This window comes from Micromonospora sp. WMMD1274, assembly GCF_049179035.1.
Classification (GTDB): Bacteria; Actinomycetota; Actinomycetes; order Mycobacteriales; family Micromonosporaceae; genus Micromonospora; species Micromonospora tulbaghiae.
Genome location: NZ_JBMHMG010000001.1, coordinates 6,022,589 through 6,040,798, shown reverse-complemented (window position 1 = coordinate 6,040,798; position 18,210 = coordinate 6,022,589). Strand labels below are relative to the sequence as shown.

The 18,210-nt window shown below is 69.4% G+C and carries 12 protein-coding genes, 1 tRNA gene and 1 pseudogene; 5 read left to right on the top strand and 9 right to left on the bottom strand.

The features are described from left to right. Nucleotides 1-323 precede the first annotated feature (323 nt). The 4 genes and pseudogenes from ACN27D_RS28525 to ACN27D_RS28510 all read right to left on the bottom strand — a co-directional run bounded on the left by ACN27D_RS28525 (nt 324) and on the right by ACN27D_RS28510 (nt 4,839). A complete protein-coding gene (locus ACN27D_RS28525; protein WP_421501208.1) occupies nt 324-1,691 on the bottom strand; it encodes a DUF4303 domain-containing protein in 1,368 nt (455 codons plus the stop codon). A gap of 302 nt (nt 1,692-1,993) precedes the next feature. Then, the gene (locus ACN27D_RS28520; RefSeq protein WP_421500463.1) at nt 1,994-3,031 is read right to left on the bottom strand and encodes a DUF808 domain-containing protein; all 1,038 of its coding nucleotides are present in this window, start codon (nt 3,029-3,031) and stop codon (nt 1,994-1,996) included. Between the two features lie 207 nt (nt 3,032-3,238). Then, nucleotides 3,239-3,452: pseudogene (locus ACN27D_RS28515) on the bottom strand (transposase); the annotation flags it as partial. Nucleotides 3,453-3,783: 331 nt separating this feature from the next. Next, entirely contained in the window at nt 3,784-4,839 is a 1,056-nt protein-coding gene (locus ACN27D_RS28510; protein WP_421500462.1) for a Glu/Leu/Phe/Val dehydrogenase dimerization domain-containing protein, read from the bottom strand. Nucleotides 4,840-4,947: 108 nt separating this feature from the next. On the opposite strand from ACN27D_RS28510, the gene ACN27D_RS28505 reads away from it, so the two are divergent. Next, nucleotides 4,948-5,406, top strand: coding sequence for an Lrp/AsnC family transcriptional regulator (locus ACN27D_RS28505; RefSeq protein ID WP_121684717.1), 459 nt, complete (start codon nt 4,948-4,950; stop codon nt 5,404-5,406). Nucleotides 5,407-5,727: 321 nt separating this feature from the next. On the opposite strand, the gene ACN27D_RS28500 is transcribed toward ACN27D_RS28505, so the two are convergent. Beyond that, nucleotides 5,728-5,818 (bottom strand) — tRNA-Ser (locus ACN27D_RS28500). Nucleotides 5,819-6,113: 295 nt separating this feature from the next. Between ACN27D_RS28500 and ACN27D_RS28495 the strand changes: the two genes are divergently transcribed. Further along, a complete protein-coding gene (locus tag ACN27D_RS28495) occupies nt 6,114-6,956 on the top strand; it encodes an aldo/keto reductase (protein WP_358173726.1) in 843 nt (280 codons plus the stop codon). A 285-nt stretch (nt 6,957-7,241) separates the two neighbouring features. Here ACN27D_RS28495 and ACN27D_RS28490 read toward each other — a convergent pair whose 3' ends face one another. Then, nucleotides 7,242-7,865 carry a hypothetical protein gene (locus tag ACN27D_RS28490; protein ID WP_421500461.1) on the bottom strand — a complete coding sequence of 208 codons (624 nt, stop codon included), beginning with the start codon at nt 7,863-7,865 and terminating at the stop codon, nt 7,242-7,244. A gap of 241 nt (nt 7,866-8,106) precedes the next feature. After that, the gene (locus tag ACN27D_RS28485) at nt 8,107-8,766 is read right to left on the bottom strand and encodes a DUF1345 domain-containing protein (RefSeq protein ID WP_233585783.1); all 660 of its coding nucleotides are present in this window, start codon (nt 8,764-8,766) and stop codon (nt 8,107-8,109) included. Nucleotides 8,767-9,568: 802 nt separating this feature from the next. On the opposite strand from ACN27D_RS28485, the gene ACN27D_RS28480 reads away from it, so the two are divergent. Then, nucleotides 9,569-10,357, top strand: a complete 789-nt coding sequence (locus ACN27D_RS28480) for an SAM-dependent methyltransferase (protein ID WP_252453497.1) — start codon at nt 9,569-9,571, stop codon at nt 10,355-10,357. A 287-nt stretch (nt 10,358-10,644) separates the two neighbouring features. Here the strand turns inward: ACN27D_RS28480 and ACN27D_RS28475 are convergent, their stop codons facing one another. Further along, nucleotides 10,645-13,593, bottom strand: a complete 2,949-nt coding sequence (locus ACN27D_RS28475) for a hypothetical protein (protein WP_358173734.1) — start codon at nt 13,591-13,593, stop codon at nt 10,645-10,647. Nucleotides 13,594-13,921: 328 nt separating this feature from the next. Here ACN27D_RS28475 and ACN27D_RS28470 point away from each other — a divergent pair, with 328 nt between their 5' ends. Together ACN27D_RS28470 and ACN27D_RS28465 are read left to right on the top strand one after the other, a co-directional pair. Continuing rightward, entirely contained in the window at nt 13,922-16,921 is a 3,000-nt protein-coding gene (locus ACN27D_RS28470; RefSeq protein ID WP_421500460.1) for a BTAD domain-containing putative transcriptional regulator, read from the top strand. Between the two features lie 6 nt (nt 16,922-16,927). Further along, on the top strand, nt 16,928-17,128 hold the full coding sequence (locus ACN27D_RS28465) for a hypothetical protein (protein WP_121684713.1): 201 nt from the start codon (nt 16,928-16,930) through the stop codon (nt 17,126-17,128). Nucleotides 17,129-17,283: 155 nt separating this feature from the next. On the opposite strand, the gene ACN27D_RS28460 is transcribed toward ACN27D_RS28465, so the two are convergent. After that, nucleotides 17,284-17,814 carry a pyridoxamine 5'-phosphate oxidase family protein gene (locus ACN27D_RS28460; protein WP_421500459.1) on the bottom strand — a complete coding sequence of 177 codons (531 nt, stop codon included), beginning with the start codon at nt 17,812-17,814 and terminating at the stop codon, nt 17,284-17,286. Nucleotides 17,815-18,210 lie beyond the last annotated feature (396 nt).

Here is an 18,210-nt window from a genome sequence, read left to right as displayed (position 1 = left end):
GAAGTCCTCATCCGGCCAGATCTGGTCCGCGGCCCAGTCCAGCCACTGGTGCGGCGGCTCGTCGGCCTGGAAGTACGCGATTCGCGCCGCCTGGTCCATGGGGGCGGACTCCCACCAGTGCCACCAGAGCATCAGGTGCCATTCGCCGTCGCCCATGCGCCAGCCGATGCTGTACCTCTCGATCTCCGGGTGCGCTCGCCATGGCGGTAGGACCCGGCTGTGAGTGTCAAGCTGTTCGCGCACCGCGGCGTCGAGAAGCCCGCGGGTCCGTTCGTCCACCAATTAACGCTCCTTCAAGGTCCGGCAGCTCAACCCCTACGCGGTCACGCGGGTCGCCCGTTGTGTTCCCGTAGCCAGTAGGCGGCGGTTTCGCGGACGTCTTCGTTTGGGTCGTTGAGCGCCTCGCTGATCACGTTCGCGTGCCGGTAGGACTCCTTGCGCCAGCCACGCAGGGAGAGGATCGCCAGCCGTCGCACGGTGGCGTCCGGGTCCTGGCTGACCGTCTGTCCGAGTAGCGGAAGGACCCGCCTCGCGACGGCGGCACCGAGACGCCGTTCGCCGAGCACGCACACCGCGTGCCGGCGGATGACGACGTGCGGCGAGGCCAGTCCGCGGATCGCTTCGTCGGCCTCGTCGACGGTGATGTCGCAGTACCCCCGCCCTGGCTTGAGCTCCTCGGCCAGCGCCGGCACATACGCCGGCCGGCGCTCGATGACGTCCTGCAAGGGCCGGTAGTCCAACCGCCGTGCGATGACCGCCTGGTTGCGGAAGCTGGTGTACGGGGCGGCGACGGCGGTGATCACAACCTCCTGCGGAAGACGGTGGATCTGATCGAGCACGAGATCGAGGCGGCCCAGCCGCGCCAGCGCACGGCCCGCCCACGACTGGTCCGGTCCTTCCCGCTCGGTCAGCGCCTCGTGCAGTGCCCGCAGGACGCCGTCGTCGGGTTGGCCGATGTCGGCCAGCAGCTTGGCGGCCCGCCACGCCCGGTCCTTGGCAGAGAGCAGGGGGATCAAGGCGGGAAACGCGGCCGGGCCGAAATCACGCAGCGCCACTTGGGCGTCCTCGCCGCTGATCGGGCCGTCAAACGCGTCCAGCCGGGCGACGTAGTACGCGGCGCGTTCGGCCTCCGGTAGTGCGGCGACCCGGGCCATCACGACCGCCCGCTGGTCGTACTCAGGGATGTGCCGGCTCACCTCACGTTCGGTGAGGACGCGTTTGATCAGCGTCTCGTGGTACTCGTCGTCGAGCAGCAGCACCACGAAGTCCCGGTCGGTGAAGCCGCTGGTGCGAAGTGCGACCCTGGCTCGCTTACACACGCGCACGAGCATCGACAGGTACCGGCGGAACGTCGCCTCCCACTGCCGGGGCGTCCCTCGGCAGGCCTCCGCGGTCAGCTGCCGTGCCCAATCCCGGGTCAGGTCCTCGGCGAGCCACTCGTCGTCGTAGTGGTCCCAGTCGGCGGCGTTCCACCGCACATCCGTCTGCTCCTCGGCGGGAAGCCGCGCCAACGCTTCGACACTGTTCATCGCGAGGCTGGGCAGGCTGATCTGGCCATCGGTCTCGCGGTAGATCCGGTCCAACGCCGCGGCGTAGAACCGCTCGTCAGGATGTTCGGCGATGGTCGACCGGACGGCTTGCACCAGGCCGTCTACCAGCACGCGCTCGAAGCTCGCCCAGTCCAAGCCCACCGCCACCCCGCTATCCTGCCCGACACGGCCGCTCCCCTCCCCGATGGCTGCCCCGCCAATCCCGTCCGGCCCGAGAACCGCCCGGGCCGAACCCGATATTGCTGGTCTTGCTGGCTGCGGGGACGCGGACGAGGGCGCGGCCTTTGTGTCGGTAGGTCACGATGGCGACGGCGACACCAATACCGCGCCAAGACGGCCCACTACCAGCGAAGACTCCGACTCCGCCAGGTGCGGCTGGAGTACTGAGCCCGGTTCAGCACCAGAACGCCTGACCCCGTGGTCGAGTGGCGATGATTTTGCGGTCAACCGCGCGGCGCTCGGTCCGCAGGAGCGTCGCGACGCTGAGCTGCACGGCTCGGCGGGGCGGGGATGATGCCGTCAGTACGAGTCGTGGCCGCCGCAGTCGCAGCCGCAGTCTTGGACTTGCGGCGGTGGAGCGTGAGAGTCATGACCAGCACGACCAACGCTCCGACGATCAGCCCGAGGATCGCGCTGGCCACCGTGTTGACGAGCCAGCCGACGAGCCCGCCGAGAACACCCGTGGCGTCGTGGGCGGCGACCTCCACGTGGTGCACGGCCTCGTACAGGAAGTGCAGGTTCAGCTCGTTCGTGCCCAGCAGCAGGATGTGCCCGCCCACCCACAGCATCGCCGCGGTGCCGACTACCGTCAGCACGGTGAGGACTACCGGCATCGCCCTCACCAGACCGCGGCCGAACGTGGCGACGGCGCCGGAACGTTGCGACAGGCGCAGCCCGGCGTCGTCCATCTTCACGATCAGGGCCACCACGCCGTACACCAGGACGGTTATGACGACGGCGACGACAGCCAGGATCGCCAGGCGGGACCAGAACGCCTCATCGATCACCTCGTTGAGGGTGATGACCATGATCTCCGCCGAGAGGATCAGGTCGGTTCGTACCGCCCCGGACACCAGTGTCGTCTCGTCCTGCAACTTCTCCTCGCCCGCGCCGTGGGCATCGTGATGGGCGATCTTGGCCCACACCTTCTCCGCGCCTTCGTAACAGAGGTAGGCGCCGCCGAGCATGAGGATCGGAGTGAGCAGCCAGGGCACGAACTGACTGAGCAGCAGCACCGCCGGCAGGATGATGAAGAACTTGTTGCGCAGCGACCCCAGGGCAATGCGCTTGATGATCGGCAACTCACGCTCGGCCGCCAGGCCCCGCACGTACTGCGGCGTGACGGCAGCATCGTCGACGACGACGCCCGCAGCCTTGGCGCCGGCCTTCGCGGCGGCCGCCCCGATGTCATCGATCGACGCGGCAGCGGCTCGGGCCAGCACCGCCACGTCATCCAGCAGGGCTACGAGTCCACCGGCCAAGGGAGGGGTCCTTCCAGGGTTGCGCGGAGTTCGAACCGGCCCATTCTCGCTCAGGTCCCCGTGCGCGGCACGCCACCGCCCGGTCGTATATCGGGTGAGAGCTCACGGTGAGCGGCTATCGCGCTCAGCCGACGCCCCGCCACCACCGCGCCCGGGTCATCACCTGGTGCCAGCTCAGGCCGAACCCGTCCGCCGCAGTCACCGTCAGCCAAGGTCGGCGTAGATGCGTTTCGGTCGCTGTCTGGGTCGGCCGCGGATGCCTCTGATCGGCGGGATCTTGTCGACCAGGGGCAGTAGTTGGGCAACGTCGTGGAGGTTGCCGCCGGGCAGAAACGCGGCGGGGTGGCATGCCGCCCCCGTCGGTGATGACGTGGTGTTTCGAGCCTGGCTTGCCGCGGGCGACCGGGTTCGGGCCTGTTTCGGCCGCCCTCGGCAGACAGCGACTGAAGCGACAATCCAGCTGCTGAGCAGCCTCGCGGCCTGGCGAGACGGCTCCTTGAACGTGATACGCGCGCTAGCTCGGCAAGAACGAGCTCCCAGCTCCATCTCCGCCTCTAGCTGGTGGAGCGCTCGCTCTGCACTGCCCTCATCTGCCGCCGTCGCGTGTTGGTAGCGCCTGGCATTGTGCGCTGTCATGCCGAGAACGGTGCACCTGATCATGACGGGAAGGGCGTTCGGCCGGGTATCGGTGGTGCGGCTGCGTCGAGAACGGTGGCGGTTGGCCGTTGTCTTGCGGTCGGGTGGCGGCAGTGTCAGCGGCGGCCGTGTTCGATGCGGTGGCGGGCGCGGGAGTGGGCGGCGGCCGGGGTCGAGCCGGTGGCGCGGGCTGTGCGCAGGATGTCGGCGAGGGTGTCGGCGATGCCCTGAACCCGGGCGGTGGCCTGGGTGGAGGTTTCCTGGTGCAGTTCGACGGCAGTGGCGTGGATGATGCCGCCTGCGCTGACGATGATGTCCGGTGCCCAGAGGATGTCGTGCTGGTGCAGCAGGTCGGCGGTGGCCGGGATGTCGAGTTGGTTGTTGGCCGGGCCGGCGATCGCGGCGCAGCGCAGTGTCGGCACTGTGTGCGGGGTGAGCAGACCGCCGAGGGCGGCGGGGACGAGGACGTCCACGTCGGCGGTCAGGCAGTCCTGCGGGCTGGTCCAGGCGGCACCCGCTGTGTCGGCGAGCATTCGTCTACTCTCGTCGATGTCGGCGGCCACCAGGGTCGCGCCGGCGTCGGCGAGCATGCGCAGTACGTGGCCGCCGACGCGGCCGAGGCCGAGCACGGCGAAGCTGCGCGCGGACAGGTCGGCTGACCCGAATCGCTCGGCGCACAGGGCATGCAGCGCGGCGAGGACGCCGACGGCGGTGTGTCCGGAGGAGTCGCCGCTGCCACCGGCGTGCACCGGTCGGCAGAACGTATGCGGGGTCCGCCCGGCGATCGTGACCATGTCGTCCGGTCCGGTTCCCACGTCGGGTCCGGTGGCATAGGCGCCGTCCAGCCCGGCGATCGCGTCGCCCGCGTCATGCAGCACCGCCCGACGGGCGGCCGCGTCGAGTGTCCTGCCCGGGGGCAGGGCGACGACGGTCTTGCCGCCGCCGTTGGGCAGCCCGGCCAGCGCGCATTTGTCCGACATCGCGGCCGACAGCCGCAGCGCGTCGGTGAGCCCGTCACGCCAGTGCGGGTAGTGCGCGATCCGGCAGCCGCCGATGGCCTGACCGAGTGCGGTGGAGTGCACCGCGACAACGATCGGCAGGCCGGATCGTACGCCCCGCTTCATGACGACGTGTTCGTGCATGGACTCGGTGTCGAGGTGGGTCGCGACCATGAGGGCTCCTGTCGTGCGCTCGCCGGAACGGGATCGACAGTAGGCAGGTGGTTGGCGCCGACCAGCTCAAAGCGAACATCGTTCGGAGAAGATGACAAGATCCCGGTCGTGGACGAACTTGATACGGCGATCATCGAGCACCTGCAGACACATGCGCGGCAGACCAACCGCGAACTGGCCCGCGCGGTCGGCATCGCGCCGTCCACCTGCCTGGAACGCGTGCGCGCACTGCGGGACCGCGGCGTGATCACCGGCTATCACGCCGAGATCAGCCTGGCCGCCCTCAACCGCGGCGTACAAGCATTGCTGCACGTGCAGGTCCGGCCCCTGAGCCGCACCGTCATCGACGGCTTCAAGAAATATGCGATGGAGCTGCCCGAGGTGCTGTCGGTGTACGTCGTGGCCGGCGGCGACGACTTCCTCGTCCACGTCGCCGTCCCCAGCGTCGACAGCCTGCACTCCTTCCTCATGGACAAGTTCAGCGGACGTCGCGAGATCGTCGGGTTCCGCAGCTCCGTCATCTACCAACACGCCCGAAAACAGGTCATCGAACCACTCGACCCATAACACACGGCCACAGAGTCGGGGCCAGTACGCACATCTACCGCCGACCAGGCGCGGCGCGGTCGCCAGGACCGCTTGATCAGGTGCGCGTTCATGCCGCTGACACTGCGCGGCGATCGCGATGCGGCGGGCGGCTCCGGCCGAGGGGCAGGCCGCGGCGGTGACACCTACGTTCAGCCGGAAGCCGACCACTCTTGGACCGGTCGCGGTAGCCGCCGAGAATGTGACCACCTGCACCGCGCGGCCCGGTATCGCCATGCGTCAACCGGCGGCAACGGCATCCCGGGCAGCATCCCGCCCGCAATCCGCAGTGGATGGCAGTCGAGGCCGTGGCCGGATTCGAACCGGCGTACGCGGTTTTGCAGACCGCTCCCTGACCTCCGCAGCGGCCCTCGACTGCGTGTACTCCACGTCCTCCACCCGGTCGGCGGCGAGGCATGCGACTCGCTTGCCGGTCAGTCGCTGCTGGCTCTGCGCCATCTTGCGGGCCTCCCTTCGCGGTGCCGCCCGGTCGGCGGCGCATCGCTCGGTCGCGGCCGCCTTCCCGATGTCGGCACCGTAAAACAGGGCGACGCACGCGTTCGAGGGCAGACAGTCCGGACATGCGCTCGCCGCTGCGCCGAGAATGGTCCTGCCTCGAGAGTGCTTGCTGTCCCAGTGGGAAGGCACTCGACAACCCACTGGTACCCAGGCTCGGGAAAGGTCACGACATGACCCTCGCCGCCGACGCGATCGAACTGCCGTCCGGCCAGACGATGCCCGTGCTCGGCCAGGGCACGTGGTACCTGGGTGAGCGCCCCGCGAGGCGACGGGATGAGCTGGCCGCCCTACGCGCCGGGCTCGACCTGGACATGACCATGATCGACACTGCCGAGATGTACGGTGACGGTGCTTCCGAGGAGCTCGTCGGCGAGGCGATCGTCGGACGACGCGCTGACGTGTTTCTGGTCGACAAGGTGCTGCCATCCCATGCGAGCCGACGAGAAACCGTGCGGGCCTGCCGGCGGAGCCTGCAACGGCTCGGCGTCGACCACATCGACCTCTATCTGCTGCATTGGCGCGGTGCGCATCCGCTCGCCGAGACCATCGAGGCTTTCGGCGAACTCGTCGAGGCCGGTGACATCGGGCAGTGGGGCGTGAGCAACTTCGACCTTTCTGACATGCAGGACCTCCTGGAGGCGGGCGGGGGCGCCTGCGCGACCAACCAGATTCTGTACAACCTCACCCGCCGGGGTCCGGAATTCGATCTGCTGCCGTGGCTACGCGAGCACCAGATCCCGGTGATGGCGTACTCGCCGATCGAGCAGGGCAGGCTGCTCGGGCACCCCCAGGTCGCGGAGGTCGCCGCACGGCACGAGGCCACCGCTGCTCAGGTCGCGCTGGCCTGGCTGCTGCGGCAGGGGGCGATAGCGGCCATCCCCCGGTCGTCCAACCCCGAACACACACGGGAGAACGCGGAAGCGCGCGACCTGGATCTGGCTGAGGAGGATGTGGCGGCACTCGACGCGGCGTTCCCGCCGCCGGCCGGCCCGCAACCGCTGGAGATGTTGTAGCGTCCGGACGACTCGGCGGTGGAGCGGGGCCACGGCGCAGATCCAGCGCGAGCGCCCATCGTTCCATCTCGTCGAGAGCTGACGGAACAGCACACATGGAGGACCTGCTTCTGCTCAGGGGATGGCGGAGGTTCGAGCGCGCGGTCAGGCACCCAGGCGGCCGACCGGTACCCGGCCGGAGAACTGAGAAGCGGGCTCGGGACCTCGGCGGCTCAAGGGTGGAACTCGCCGCGGGTGCGGGGCAGCCACTCGGGGTGGTGGTCGCGCAGGTACCGAATGAGCCCCTCACGCACGTCGCAGCGAAGGTCCCACGCGCTCGGTCCGTCGGCCGCCGATGCCTGGACCTGCACGACGACGGTCTGGGGCGTCGCATCCACCATCTGCAGCGGCGAAGGCGTTGCCGAGCGCGGTGCGTGCGGACAACCCGAGCAGCGCGCCCACGACACCCGCCGAGGTGAGCACGGACAACCCGATTGTGCGCAGCGGAGGGAACGTGATCAGGACCAGGCCGATCGCCACGACCGTCACCACGACCGAGGTGAGCCGCCGTACCGGTCGGATCTGGGTGCGGGCGCGGCGGGCCCGGCGGTCGGCCCGTGTCTCGCCCGGCAGCCGGCTGAACGCGGCCCTCTCGGCGATGTGCAGGGCGCGAAGCACCAGCCACGTCACGGCCGCGATCAACAGCACCACGACGACGCGCTGGACGACACGAGGCCCCGAACCGGGGAATGCGCGGATCCCGGCATACAGCGCCGCGAGAAGCAGCACTGCGACGGCAGGGCGTCGGGACGCGCGGTACAGCGGCGCAAGCAGCCAACGGTAACTATGAACAGCGGCGCGACGCCGGAACAGCACGCGGACCAGCAGGCCCGCCGCGACAACCACGGCCACCGCGACCACCGCGACCATCCTCGTGGTCATCAACCAGCTTTCCTGCTAGCGGCGGCCCTCACCGAAGCACTCCCATCCGTCACGCTCGCGGTCACGCGGCGCGCCCAAGCGGTCGGAGCCTCGATCCGATCGCCGCCGTTCGCCCCTCCTGGTGCGGCCCGCGCGGATGTCCGCCGCGCGTCGCGGCATGGACGAAGCACGGGTCGATTTCGCCCACTCGGCTCCGTCGCCGCAGCGCGCGAAGGACATCCCCCGTGCGTCACGACTGGCCCAGGTTGGTTACCAGGTTGACGGCGACGGCCAGGATGCCGGTTCCGAAGGTGTACGAGAGCAGCGCGTGTCCGAGCGCCACCCGGCGCATGCGATTGCTGGTCGGTTCGTTCTCTCCCGGCGCGTAGGACATGCCAACGGTGAAGGCGGCGTATGCGAAGTCGGCGTACGCCGGAGGATCGTCCTGCTTGAAGTCCATGCCACGGCCGTCGTCGCAGTAGTACATCCGGGCGTACTTGAACGCGAAGACTGTGTTCACCAGCGTCCACGCCAGCACCACCGCAACGACGCTGAGGATCACCAGCGTGACAGCCACCACGTCCTGCCGGTCCGAGGCGCGGACGAGCGCCTCGGCCACGGCGGCGAGACTGACAACAGACGCGATCAGGATCGCCGTGTCGGTGGATCGGGAGCGCTGCTCCGCCTCGGCAAGCTGCTCGGTACGCTGCGGGCTCGCCGGCCAGCAGGACCGCCACACCCACACGAGGATTGTGCCCGCCGCGATTGTCCAGATCACCAGCGGCGTCAATTCCGGCGCCCCAGTCAGTGCGGTGACCGTCCCGGCGACAACACCGACGACCAGCGACCACAGGACACGCCTGACCGACAGCAGACGCCCCTGATCCCGCCCTCCCGATCCCTGCTCCATCCGTCGAGCGTTCCGGCTGGGCCGGGTGGGGCACGGAAAATCTGGAGCTATCACCGGATTGGGCGTGAATCTCCGGAATCGCGGAGGCTCCGAGGACCGAGTTGTGTAGTGGTCGTCCCTGAGCCTCACAGGGCTGGTACCGGGCGTCGGCGGCAACTGCCCGTTCAGCCGCTGACCGTCATACTCGAAGAGGGCGACATCCTTCACGAGCCGTCGCGCGAAAGCATGGGCTCCCAGGCACCGGGTATCCCCGGGTATGGGAAGCCAACAGCGCAACAAGCATGACAGCGGTGGCGAGTCGGCGAGGGGCCGCCGGCACCCGGGCAGCGGAGCACGGGGCCGGCAGGGGTCCACCGTGGAGCACTCCCCGAATCAGCGGCACGAGCGCACCGCGACCGGATCAGCCGGCACCGAGCGCGACCACAGCCGGTCGAAGGTGGCCCGGGAGGGGCGGGTCAACCGCCAAGGTACGGCCTGACGCTTCTCGACCAGGCCTACACCGGCACGCCCACCGCAGTCGCCAGGACGTGCCCGGCGGAACACAACCACAATCGCCGAGTACGACGCCAACTCGCCCGCTACCTGGCGGTACTCGACGCTGGCGATCGACCCGCCCGTCGTCGCCGGTCGGATCGCCGAAAGCCCAGGCAGAACGTCAGGGCGCCGATCGCCACCAGCACACGCCATTCGAAGAGAAGACCACCACCCGCGCCCGCTACAGCGACGAGCAGATCGCGCCTACACCTCCCGCGCCGATCGGGCCGGGCAGCGCGGAACAGGCGTATCGGCTGACACTTGTGTCATGGACCTCACCCCGGATCTCGACACGCCCAGCCCTGCGCGGGTCTACGACTACTTCCTCGGCGGGTCGCACAACTTCGCCGCGGACCGTGCGCTGGCGGCCCGCATGGAGAAGGCCATGCCCGACATCGGGCACATCATGCGGGCCAACCGCGCGTTCCTGCGTCGCGCGGTCCGCGCGCTCGTCGACGCAGGCATCCGGCAGTTCCTCGACCTCGGCTCCGGCATCCCCACGGCGGGCAACGTGCACGAGGTCGCCGGCCAGCTCGCCCCGGACACCGTTGTCGCGTACGTCGACATCGACCCCGTGGCGTTCAACCACAGCCGACGCCTCCTCGTCGACGACCCGCGGACCGTGGTGCTGCACGCTGACCTCACCCAGCCGGACGCTGTGCTCGACGACCCGACGCTGCGCGACGTGCTCGACTTCGAACGGCCGGTCGCGGTGCTGCTGGTCGGCGTGCTGCACCAGCTCACGACCGACCCGGCGCCGATCATCGCCCACTACCGCGACCGGCTCGCCCCGGGCAGCTACCTCGCCCTGTCGCACGCCTCCTCCGACGAGCGTGCCGACGCGCTGGCCCTACGCGACACCTACAACCAGGGGTACGCCAACACCGCCCGGATGACCCTGCGCAGCAGGCCCGAGATCGAACGGCTCTTCACCGGCTACACGCTCGTTGCGCCGGGGCTGGTGCAGCTGCCCGAGTGGCGGCCCGACTGGCCGGTGGACCCGGACGAGGACCCGCGCCGTTTCGCCACATACTGCGGGGTGGGCCGGCTCGGTTGACCAGTTGCGTCGCCGGCCGCGGTCGGCCCGCCCCTCGACGGTGACCAGGCCTGGTTCGAGATCGGCGGTGCCGGCGGGCGCCAGGTCGCCGGCGATGAGCAGGTACGTGGCCGGGGTCCGGCACGCCCGGCATCGGCGGCCCCCAGACACGCCGCGACGTGGGGGTCCCGCAGGTCGTCGAGGTCGCTGCCCCCACGTCGCGGTCGCGCTCTTGCAGGCACACACCGGTACCGGTGATGCCCGATGGTTCCGCCGGGCGTGTCCTACGCCCGGCGGAACCGCAGTAGTTATCCGAGGACGAATCGGAAGAAGCGGGGGCGGTAGATGCCCGGATCGCGGTAGTGGTCCGCGTCCGGGGAGACGCGGGTGTCCATGCTGTTGACGTTGTAGGAGGCGATGAAGGTGTCACCGGAGCTGAGCGCGGGGTGCACGTGGGCGTTGTAGGAGATGACGTCGGGGTTCCAGTAGCTGCCGTAGGGGCCGGGTTCCGGCATGCGGTAGACCGGGGTCTTCTGGGTGAAGGGGCCGAACGGTGAGCAGGACGTCCAGGCGTTGATCTGCCCGCTGAACGCCTCGGTGCTGTCCTGGCTGAGGAGGAGGAACTGTCCGCCCCAGGGGCTGACGCTGTACTCGTTGGCGATGCCGGTCAGCAGGTTGCGGGAGTTCTGCTCGCGGAGCGTCCAGCCCCACGGCGTGTGGTACTGCCAGGTGCCGTTGGCGAGGTCGCTGCCGTACACCCGGGCGATGCGCATCTGCTTGTTGATCGGGGAGTCGTCGACGCCGTAGACGTAGGTGTAGCCGTCGCCGCTGCGGCTGGCCGGCAGCAGCCCCGAGCCCCAGGCGACCCCGCTGGCAGAGGGCAACTCCCGGACGCTGACCGGGGTCCGCAGGTTGGACAGGGCGAAGTTGGCGACGACGTTGCGGTTGAACCGCCAGTCCCAGGCGCCGGAGCCGAAACGCTCGTACTCCTGGTACACCACCTGAAGTTGTCCGCCCGAGAGATGGCCGTCACCGACCCAGTACCACTTTCCGGGCCCGGACGGCGGCATCAACGCCCGCGGCGCCCCGGCGGTGCCGCCCTGGTAGGTGGTGAGGCTGGCGCCGTTCTGCACGACGAAGGTGTTGTTGACCAGGGGGGCGCTCACCGGGCGGGTGCCGTCGCTGTTGAGCGGGCCCATCCAGGTGTCGGAGAACAGCCAGACGATCCGGCCGTCGGGCAGCTTCACCGAGTACGTGGAGTCGCCACCGGTCCAGCCGTCCGGCGTGCTGGCGGCGTATCTGTTGAACGCGCCCTCCGGCTCGACCGTGGTCTCGACGCTGCGCACCGAGAGCGGGCGCAGCGCGCACGAGCGGGCGGTGAGTGGCAGCACGCTCTCCACATTCGTGGTGAACGTCTTCGGGCTGCTGTCCGCGTCGGCGGAGTGGATGTCCAGTTCGGTCCAGGTGGTCACCAGAGTGGCAACCATGGGGTACGCGAAGTCCGGCACCGTGATCAGTCCACCCGCGTCGGGATGGCGCACGGTGTGGATGCTCGGGTACTTCGCCAGCGTGCCGGTGCTTCCCGTCGGCGACCAGACGACGACGGCTGATCTGCGGTTGGTGTCCCTGGTGGTGTCCACCATCAGTGTCGAGCAGTATCCGCAGCTCGCGTCGCCGGAGTTCTTGACCGCGCGGAAGTCGTGGTAGACAGCACCGCCCTTACGCAGGATGTCCTGGTACTCCGCCTGGGTGCCTGCGGGCGTCGAGTGACTCTTGCGGGCCGGTCTGGCGCCCCCGAGGGTGTCGCCGCTCGTCCCGCTCGCGCCGGTGAGGTTGCTGCGCCACAGGCTCGCGTCGGAGTCGGAGTAGCCGTAGATGCGCCAGGCGTCCACGGTCGGGGCGGGCGCGGCGTTCGCCTTGGCCAGTCGATAGTTGGCGATGTGGTAGTTGAGGAGCATGTCCGCGAAGTTCAGGCCGTAGCCCTCAGCGGTGTGCCGGATCGCCTCGATCGGCAGATGGTCGTGGTCCCGGATGCTCTCCCACGTGCGTCGCACGAAGGAGGCGTCGACCTGCTCGGTGAGGTAGGTCGGCAGCAGGAACGCGCCATACTGGGGACCGCCGCCCAGCCCGCCCCAGGAGTTCAGTGCCGCCCCGGGCTTGCTGAGCACGTCGTAGACGTTGCGGGCGTACAGCTTCTCCTCGCCGGGGATGGGCACGTACGGCGCCCGGGCGTAGGTCTGGCGGGTCGCCCACTCCGCGGTGGCCTCCATCCACCAGTTCATCGAGCCGAACTCCTTGCCGCCCACGAAGAGGGCCAGGTAGTCCAGGCCGACGTCGGACCGATCCCAGTACTGGTACTGCATGACGTGGAACAGCTCATGCCGCGGCAGGTAGTCCCAGTCGTCCTGCCCGTTGGGCACCAGCATGGTCGCCTGCTGGTTCAAGCCGAACGGCAGGACGAACGGCGCGTCGATCGGCAGGCCGGCCCCGCCGACGAGCGGGATCTCATCGACGCCGTAGACCAGCACCCAGGGCTTGCCGTCCCGCACGGGCAGCGGGTAGCCCATCTCGCGATACTCGTCGACGGCGATCGAGAGCGCGTTCAGCAGATGCTGCACCGCCTTCGCCCGGCCGTTCGGGTTGGCGTCCGCCGGGATGCCCGGCCTGCCTCCGCCGGCGATGTTGTAGAGGACGAGGAATTCGCCGGCCGACGCCCGGCAGCGATAGGTGACCCCGAGGTAGTCGTACGGTTCGGCGGCGCAGTCGTCGTAGCCGGCGGCCGTCGCGGCGCCGGCGGGCACCGCGACATCTGGCGCGATCGTCCGCGCCGCCTCCGGATCGGCGCTCGCCGCCAACATCGACAGGTATGTCAGATATCGCTGCGGGTCGTGGATGGCCCCGGTCGGTCGAAGGTGCGCCGGCACCGACCGGGGCGAGCGCACCGCGCCCAGGCCGTACCGCACCGCGTCGTCGCGGGAGAGCTTCCCCCGGTGGTACGCCGAGAGCACGCGTTCCCCGGGGCCGAAGTCGGGCGGGGCGGCCGTCCTGCCGGTGGTGGTGCTGAGCGGCGCCTCCTTGAACGGCGTCGGTTGCGGGACCGGCGGGGTGGCGACTCGCGGCTCGGTCTGCGGCGGCGCGACGGCTCCCACGGCGGCTGGCGCCGCGGCCGAATCGGGCGCCGCCTGCGCGGCGCCACTGGTCAACACGGCCGCTGCCAGCACAACTGTCGCGCCGAGCAGGGCCAGGGGGTCTCTCATCGCACTCCCTCTATTCGATCACCGGCCGGTGCCGGTGCCGGCCGGTGGACGGCGCGTCCGGCCGGTGGATCGTTGTGCTCGGCCAGCAGGCGTCGCACCCCGGCGATGCGTCGCTCATCGCCCCCCCGGATGAGCGCACCGGACTCTGCGCACCCTTCGTCGTTCGCAGCCACCCCGTGCTGGCCGCGCCGCGAAGCGCACGCTCGTACCGCCCGCTCACCGTCAGCGGGCTCGACCATAATCAGGGCCGGCGCATGCAGCGATCTTGCAAAATGCTTGCAGAGGAGTCGCGCCGGCCCGCACACGCAGCGACGGCAGGGAAGTGCACATGGAGTTTCGGGTCCTCGGGCCGGTGGAGATCTGGTCCGAGGGTGTCCGCGTCGCCATCGGAGGGCGACAGCCCCGGTTGCTCCTGGCGGCGCTCGTCCTGGAGGCCAATCGACCGGTTCCTGCGGACCGGCTCATCGACCTGATCTGGGCGCAGGCGCCCCCACCCAGCGCACGAGCGACGGTGCAGGCCATGGTCTCGCGCCTACGGGCCACCTTCCGGCAGATCGGTGCATCCGCGCAGCTGCTGAGCGAGCGCGGCGCCTACCGGCTGCACACCGATCCGGCGACAGTCGACGCGCACCGCTTCTCCGCCCTCGTCCAGCAGGCCGCAGGCGCTTCCGACGATCTCACCACCGTGGAGTTGCTGGACCAGGCGTTGGACCTGTGGCGAGGTGAGCCACTGCTCGACGTCGTCGACGATTCCGGACGCCAACTGCTCTGTTCGGGTCTCATCGAGGCCCGTTGGACGGCTGCGGAGGACCGGGCGGACGCGCTGCTGCGGCTGGGTCGCACCAGGAGAGTGGTGCGCGAGGTGTCCGACCAGGTGGCCGGACAGCCCTACCGGCATCGCCTCGTCGGCCAGCTCATGACAGCCCTGTACCTGGAGGGCCAGGCCGATCGAGCATCGGAGGTCTACCGCAATCTCCGCACCCGGCTGAACGACGATCTCGGCCTGGAACCGTCAGGCGAGCTCAGCCGCCTGCACCGGCTCATCCTCAGGGGTGATCCGGTGCTGCCGGCGGAACGCGACGACGCGCTGTCGAGCGTCCCGCACCGTCCGGAAGAGCTGCCACAGGACGTACCGGGTTTCATCGGTAGAACTGACGAGATGACCCGTCTCGACCAGCTGTCGGGCGGATCCAGCGCCACGACGGTCTGGGTTCTCAGCGGAATCCCTGGAGTCGGCAAGACGGCGCTGGCGGTGCGCTGGGCGCATCGGGTACGTGACGCCTTCCCCGACGGTCAGCTGTTCATCGACCTGCGCGGCTTCGACGTCGAGCGCCCACCCGTCACGCCGTCCGCCGCGCTCGGACAGCTACTTGGTGGGCTCGGTGTCGACCCCCGCGTCGTTCCGGACGATCAGGACGGCCGGGTCTCGCTGTTCCGCTCGACGACGACCGGCCGCAGGATTCTGCTGGTGCTGGACAACGCTCGTGACGCTGACCAGGTGATACCGCTGATCCCGCCCAGCGGCACCGTTCTGATCACCAGCCGTCGCCGACTCGGCGAGCTGGTCGTCCGGGCCGGCGCCCGATCTCTGCTGCTGGGCGTGCTCAGCCCGACGGACTCCGTACGGCTGCTGGCGGCGATGCTCGGCGACGAGGCCGTTCGGGTCGAGGCCGGCGCCGCGGCCCGCCTCGCCCACCTCTGCGGGCACCTGCCACTGGCACTGCGGATAGCGGCGGCGAACCTGCAGACGAGCGGCCATCCCCACATCGCCGGACTGGCCGAGGAACTCGACGAGGGCGGTCCTCTCACCAGCCTGACCGTCGACGGTGCCGACGAGGGCGCGGTCACGAAGGCCTTCGCGATGTCGTATCGGGCCCTGCCCACCGCTCAGCAACGAATGTTCCGTCACATCGGGCTGGTCCCCGGTGGCAGCTTCACCGCCCACGTCGCGGCCGCGATCGAGGGGGTCGCGCCCCCCGTCGCGACGAGAACACTCCGCGCCCTCGCGTCCGCACACCTGATCGAGCATCAGGGAGGCGACAGATACCGGTTTCACGACCTGCTCCGCCAGTACGCCGTGGACCGGCTCGTCACGGAGGACGACGACACCACCCGTCACGACGCCCGGCAGCGTCTGCTTGAGCACTATCGCAGCAAAGCCGACGCCGCCGGACGTCAACTCATCCCCCACTTCCTCAGGCTCCCCGGGCCGGCCCCGCAACAATCGTTTCCCGATGCCGACGAGGCATCGGCGTGGCTGGACGCAGAAGCAGCCAATGTCATCGCGGCGATCAACCACGCCGCCGACCACGGGCATGCACGCTTTGTCTGGCAGCTCGCCGACGCCCTACGCGCCTGGTTCCACCAGCGTGGACGCCGCGCCGAGTGGCTGTCCGCAGCCACCGGAGGGCTGGCCGCCGCGGAGGCCGCGAACGACCTGACAGCCCAGGCCAGCATGCATCTGAGCATCGCCCTCGCCCACGTCACCGCCGGCCGATACGAGGAAGCCCGCCAACATCTCCTCGACGGCCTCCGCATCAACGCCCATGACCGGTGGCCGGAGGGACGCACGGCCCTGTTGAACAATCTCAGCGCGGTGCACCAGCGCCTCGGCAACCCCCGAGCCGCAATCGACTGCGCCCGACAATCCCTGGAGCTCAACCGGCAATACCGCAACGACGGCGGCGAGGCCATGTCCCTCGCCAACCTCGGCTTCGCACACTGGCAGCTCGGCGCGCTGTCACAGGCGGACCAGCACATCCGGGACGCACTGGCCTGCGCGGAACGGAGCGGCTCACGATACAACGAAGCGGTACTTCTGGTTGACCTCGCGGGCATCCGCCGCGACCGTGGAGACCGGGAAGCCGCCGAGGAGTTGTACGACCGGGCGCTGGTCGCCAACCGCGATCTGGGCTATCAGTACGGCGAGGCGACGGCGCTCAGCGGACGTGCGTTGTTGTGGTCGATGACGGACCGCGCACCAGGTGCCTGCGCCGACGCGCGACGTGCAGTGGCGCTGACGCAGGAGATCGGCGACGCCGGCACCGAGGCGTGGGCACGCGAGGCGTACGGCCGCGTGCTGCTGGCCGCTGAACGGCCGGCAGAGGCAGCCCAGGAACACCGCCTGGCGCTCGACCTGGCCCGGCAGACCCGGTTCGTGTGGTGCGAGGCGAGTGCGCTGGTGGGGCTGGCGGCGGTGTGCCTGGCCACCGAGCAGCCCGACGTCGCTCGCGAGCACGCCAAGGCCGCGCTACGCATCGCGAACGAAGCCGGTTACCGCCTGATCGAGTCGCGCACGCTTGGACTGTTGAAGACGCTCGACGACTGAATTGTCGTGACCGGGCCCGACGACTACCCGCGCAAGGACCTGACCGTCACGTACTTGCCGGACGCCGCCAACCAACGGCATCAGCACGGGCACCGGGACTGGGACTACTCGCACTACGTCGGTACGGCCGGTGGCGACATCCACTGTGTCACCAACGTCCAGCGCGACCTGGGCGGCACCACGCCCTGGTGGCGTCCCGCTCGATGAATCCACCTAGGTGGCCGGCAGTGTGGGACGTACCGTCGCCGCTGCCGGCCGTCTTGGTCGCCCGCAGGGATGTCCGACCACCACGAGTGGCGGAAACCGGATGTCGTGTCGCCGCTGTCATCGGGCTGCCATGATCGGCAGGACTGGCCCTGGGCTCAGGGCTGGGACGCCACGGTGAGCTTTGCGATGTCTGGGGCATAGACGGCCATCCAGTGCGGATGCAGCCGGTAGTAGACCACGTCGTTGTCCCAGTCGAAGAGGTCGTCGCCGTAGAAGTCCTTCAAGTACGCGAGCACGTCCGGCCAGTCCGTGGCCTGGTCGCCGTTGCGGGGGTTGAGGATCTCCACCTTGCCGTGCGTGAAGACGCCGAGGTCCTCACCGCGCATATGTGCGGCGCTGACGGCGGGCCGCGCCGCGAGGTGACGCGCCTTGGCGGCGTCGGGCGCCGTGCCGAAGTACCACTTGCCTCGCAGGAAGTGCCCGTCGACACCGCTGATCCGCGGCTCACCCTTCGCCGTCACGCTGGACAGAGCGAGGGTGCACATGCCGGTGAGGACCTGGGTGAGCTGCTCCGCGTTCAGTGTGCGCGCGGTGTTGATGATCGAGCGGAGGTGGGCGGTGGAGCCGGCAAGGGAGGCGTCAAGGAGGGCTTGGAGCTTTTCGAGATCTTCTGGGGTTTCGCGCATGGAAGTTCTTGTCTCTCCGCATCTGTCTGCGCCGTGGTCCGCGCCTCTCACCGGCGCCGACCGATGAACCCATGCTCCACCCAAAACCTGACACCTCGCGTCATATTTCTTCAACGGGCTGCGGACGCCAGCGGGCCGCATGGCAGTCGGCGGGACGTGAATGACTCCCGGCTGGCGACCAGGATTTCACCCCGGCTGACGGCCTCTTTTCGTGCTGTCGGGACGGTCGGATTCGAACCGACGACCCCTTGACCCCCATGGATCGGCAATGCAGTCCGGTTCGGCTCGCACCGCTAGTCCACGGTCTACTGGTGGCTATCGAGGGTTCGATTGATGCCGTCGGTTGCTGTACTTTGCTGCTGTACTGCGTAGGTTAGCTTGCCGCCACCACTCAGC

What these genes read in the sequence shown, in the direction of transcription:
- ACN27D_RS28510 (WP_421500462.1), bottom strand. Translation starts at nt 4,839, where the DNA reads ATGGTCGCGACCCACCTCGACACCGAGTCCATGCACGAACACGTCGTC.
- ACN27D_RS28495 (WP_358173726.1), top strand. Translation starts at nt 6,114, where the DNA reads ATGACCCTCGCCGCCGACGCGATCGAACTGCCGTCCGGCCAGACGATG.
- ACN27D_RS28490 (WP_421500461.1), bottom strand. Translation starts at nt 7,865, where the DNA reads ATGGTCGCGGTGGTCGCGGTGGCCGTGGTTGTCGCGGCGGGCCTGCTG.
- ACN27D_RS28485 (WP_233585783.1), bottom strand. Translation starts at nt 8,766, where the DNA reads ATGGAGCAGGGATCGGGAGGGCGGGATCAGGGGCGTCTGCTGTCGGTC.
- ACN27D_RS28480 (WP_252453497.1), top strand. Translation starts at nt 9,569, where the DNA reads ATGGACCTCACCCCGGATCTCGACACGCCCAGCCCTGCGCGGGTCTAC.
- ACN27D_RS28475 (WP_358173734.1), bottom strand. Translation starts at nt 13,593, where the DNA reads ATGAGAGACCCCCTGGCCCTGCTCGGCGCGACAGTTGTGCTGGCAGCG.
- ACN27D_RS28470 (WP_421500460.1), top strand. Translation starts at nt 13,922, where the DNA reads ATGGAGTTTCGGGTCCTCGGGCCGGTGGAGATCTGGTCCGAGGGTGTC.
- ACN27D_RS28460 (WP_421500459.1), bottom strand. Translation starts at nt 17,814, where the DNA reads ATGCGCGAAACCCCAGAAGATCTCGAAAAGCTCCAAGCCCTCCTTGAC.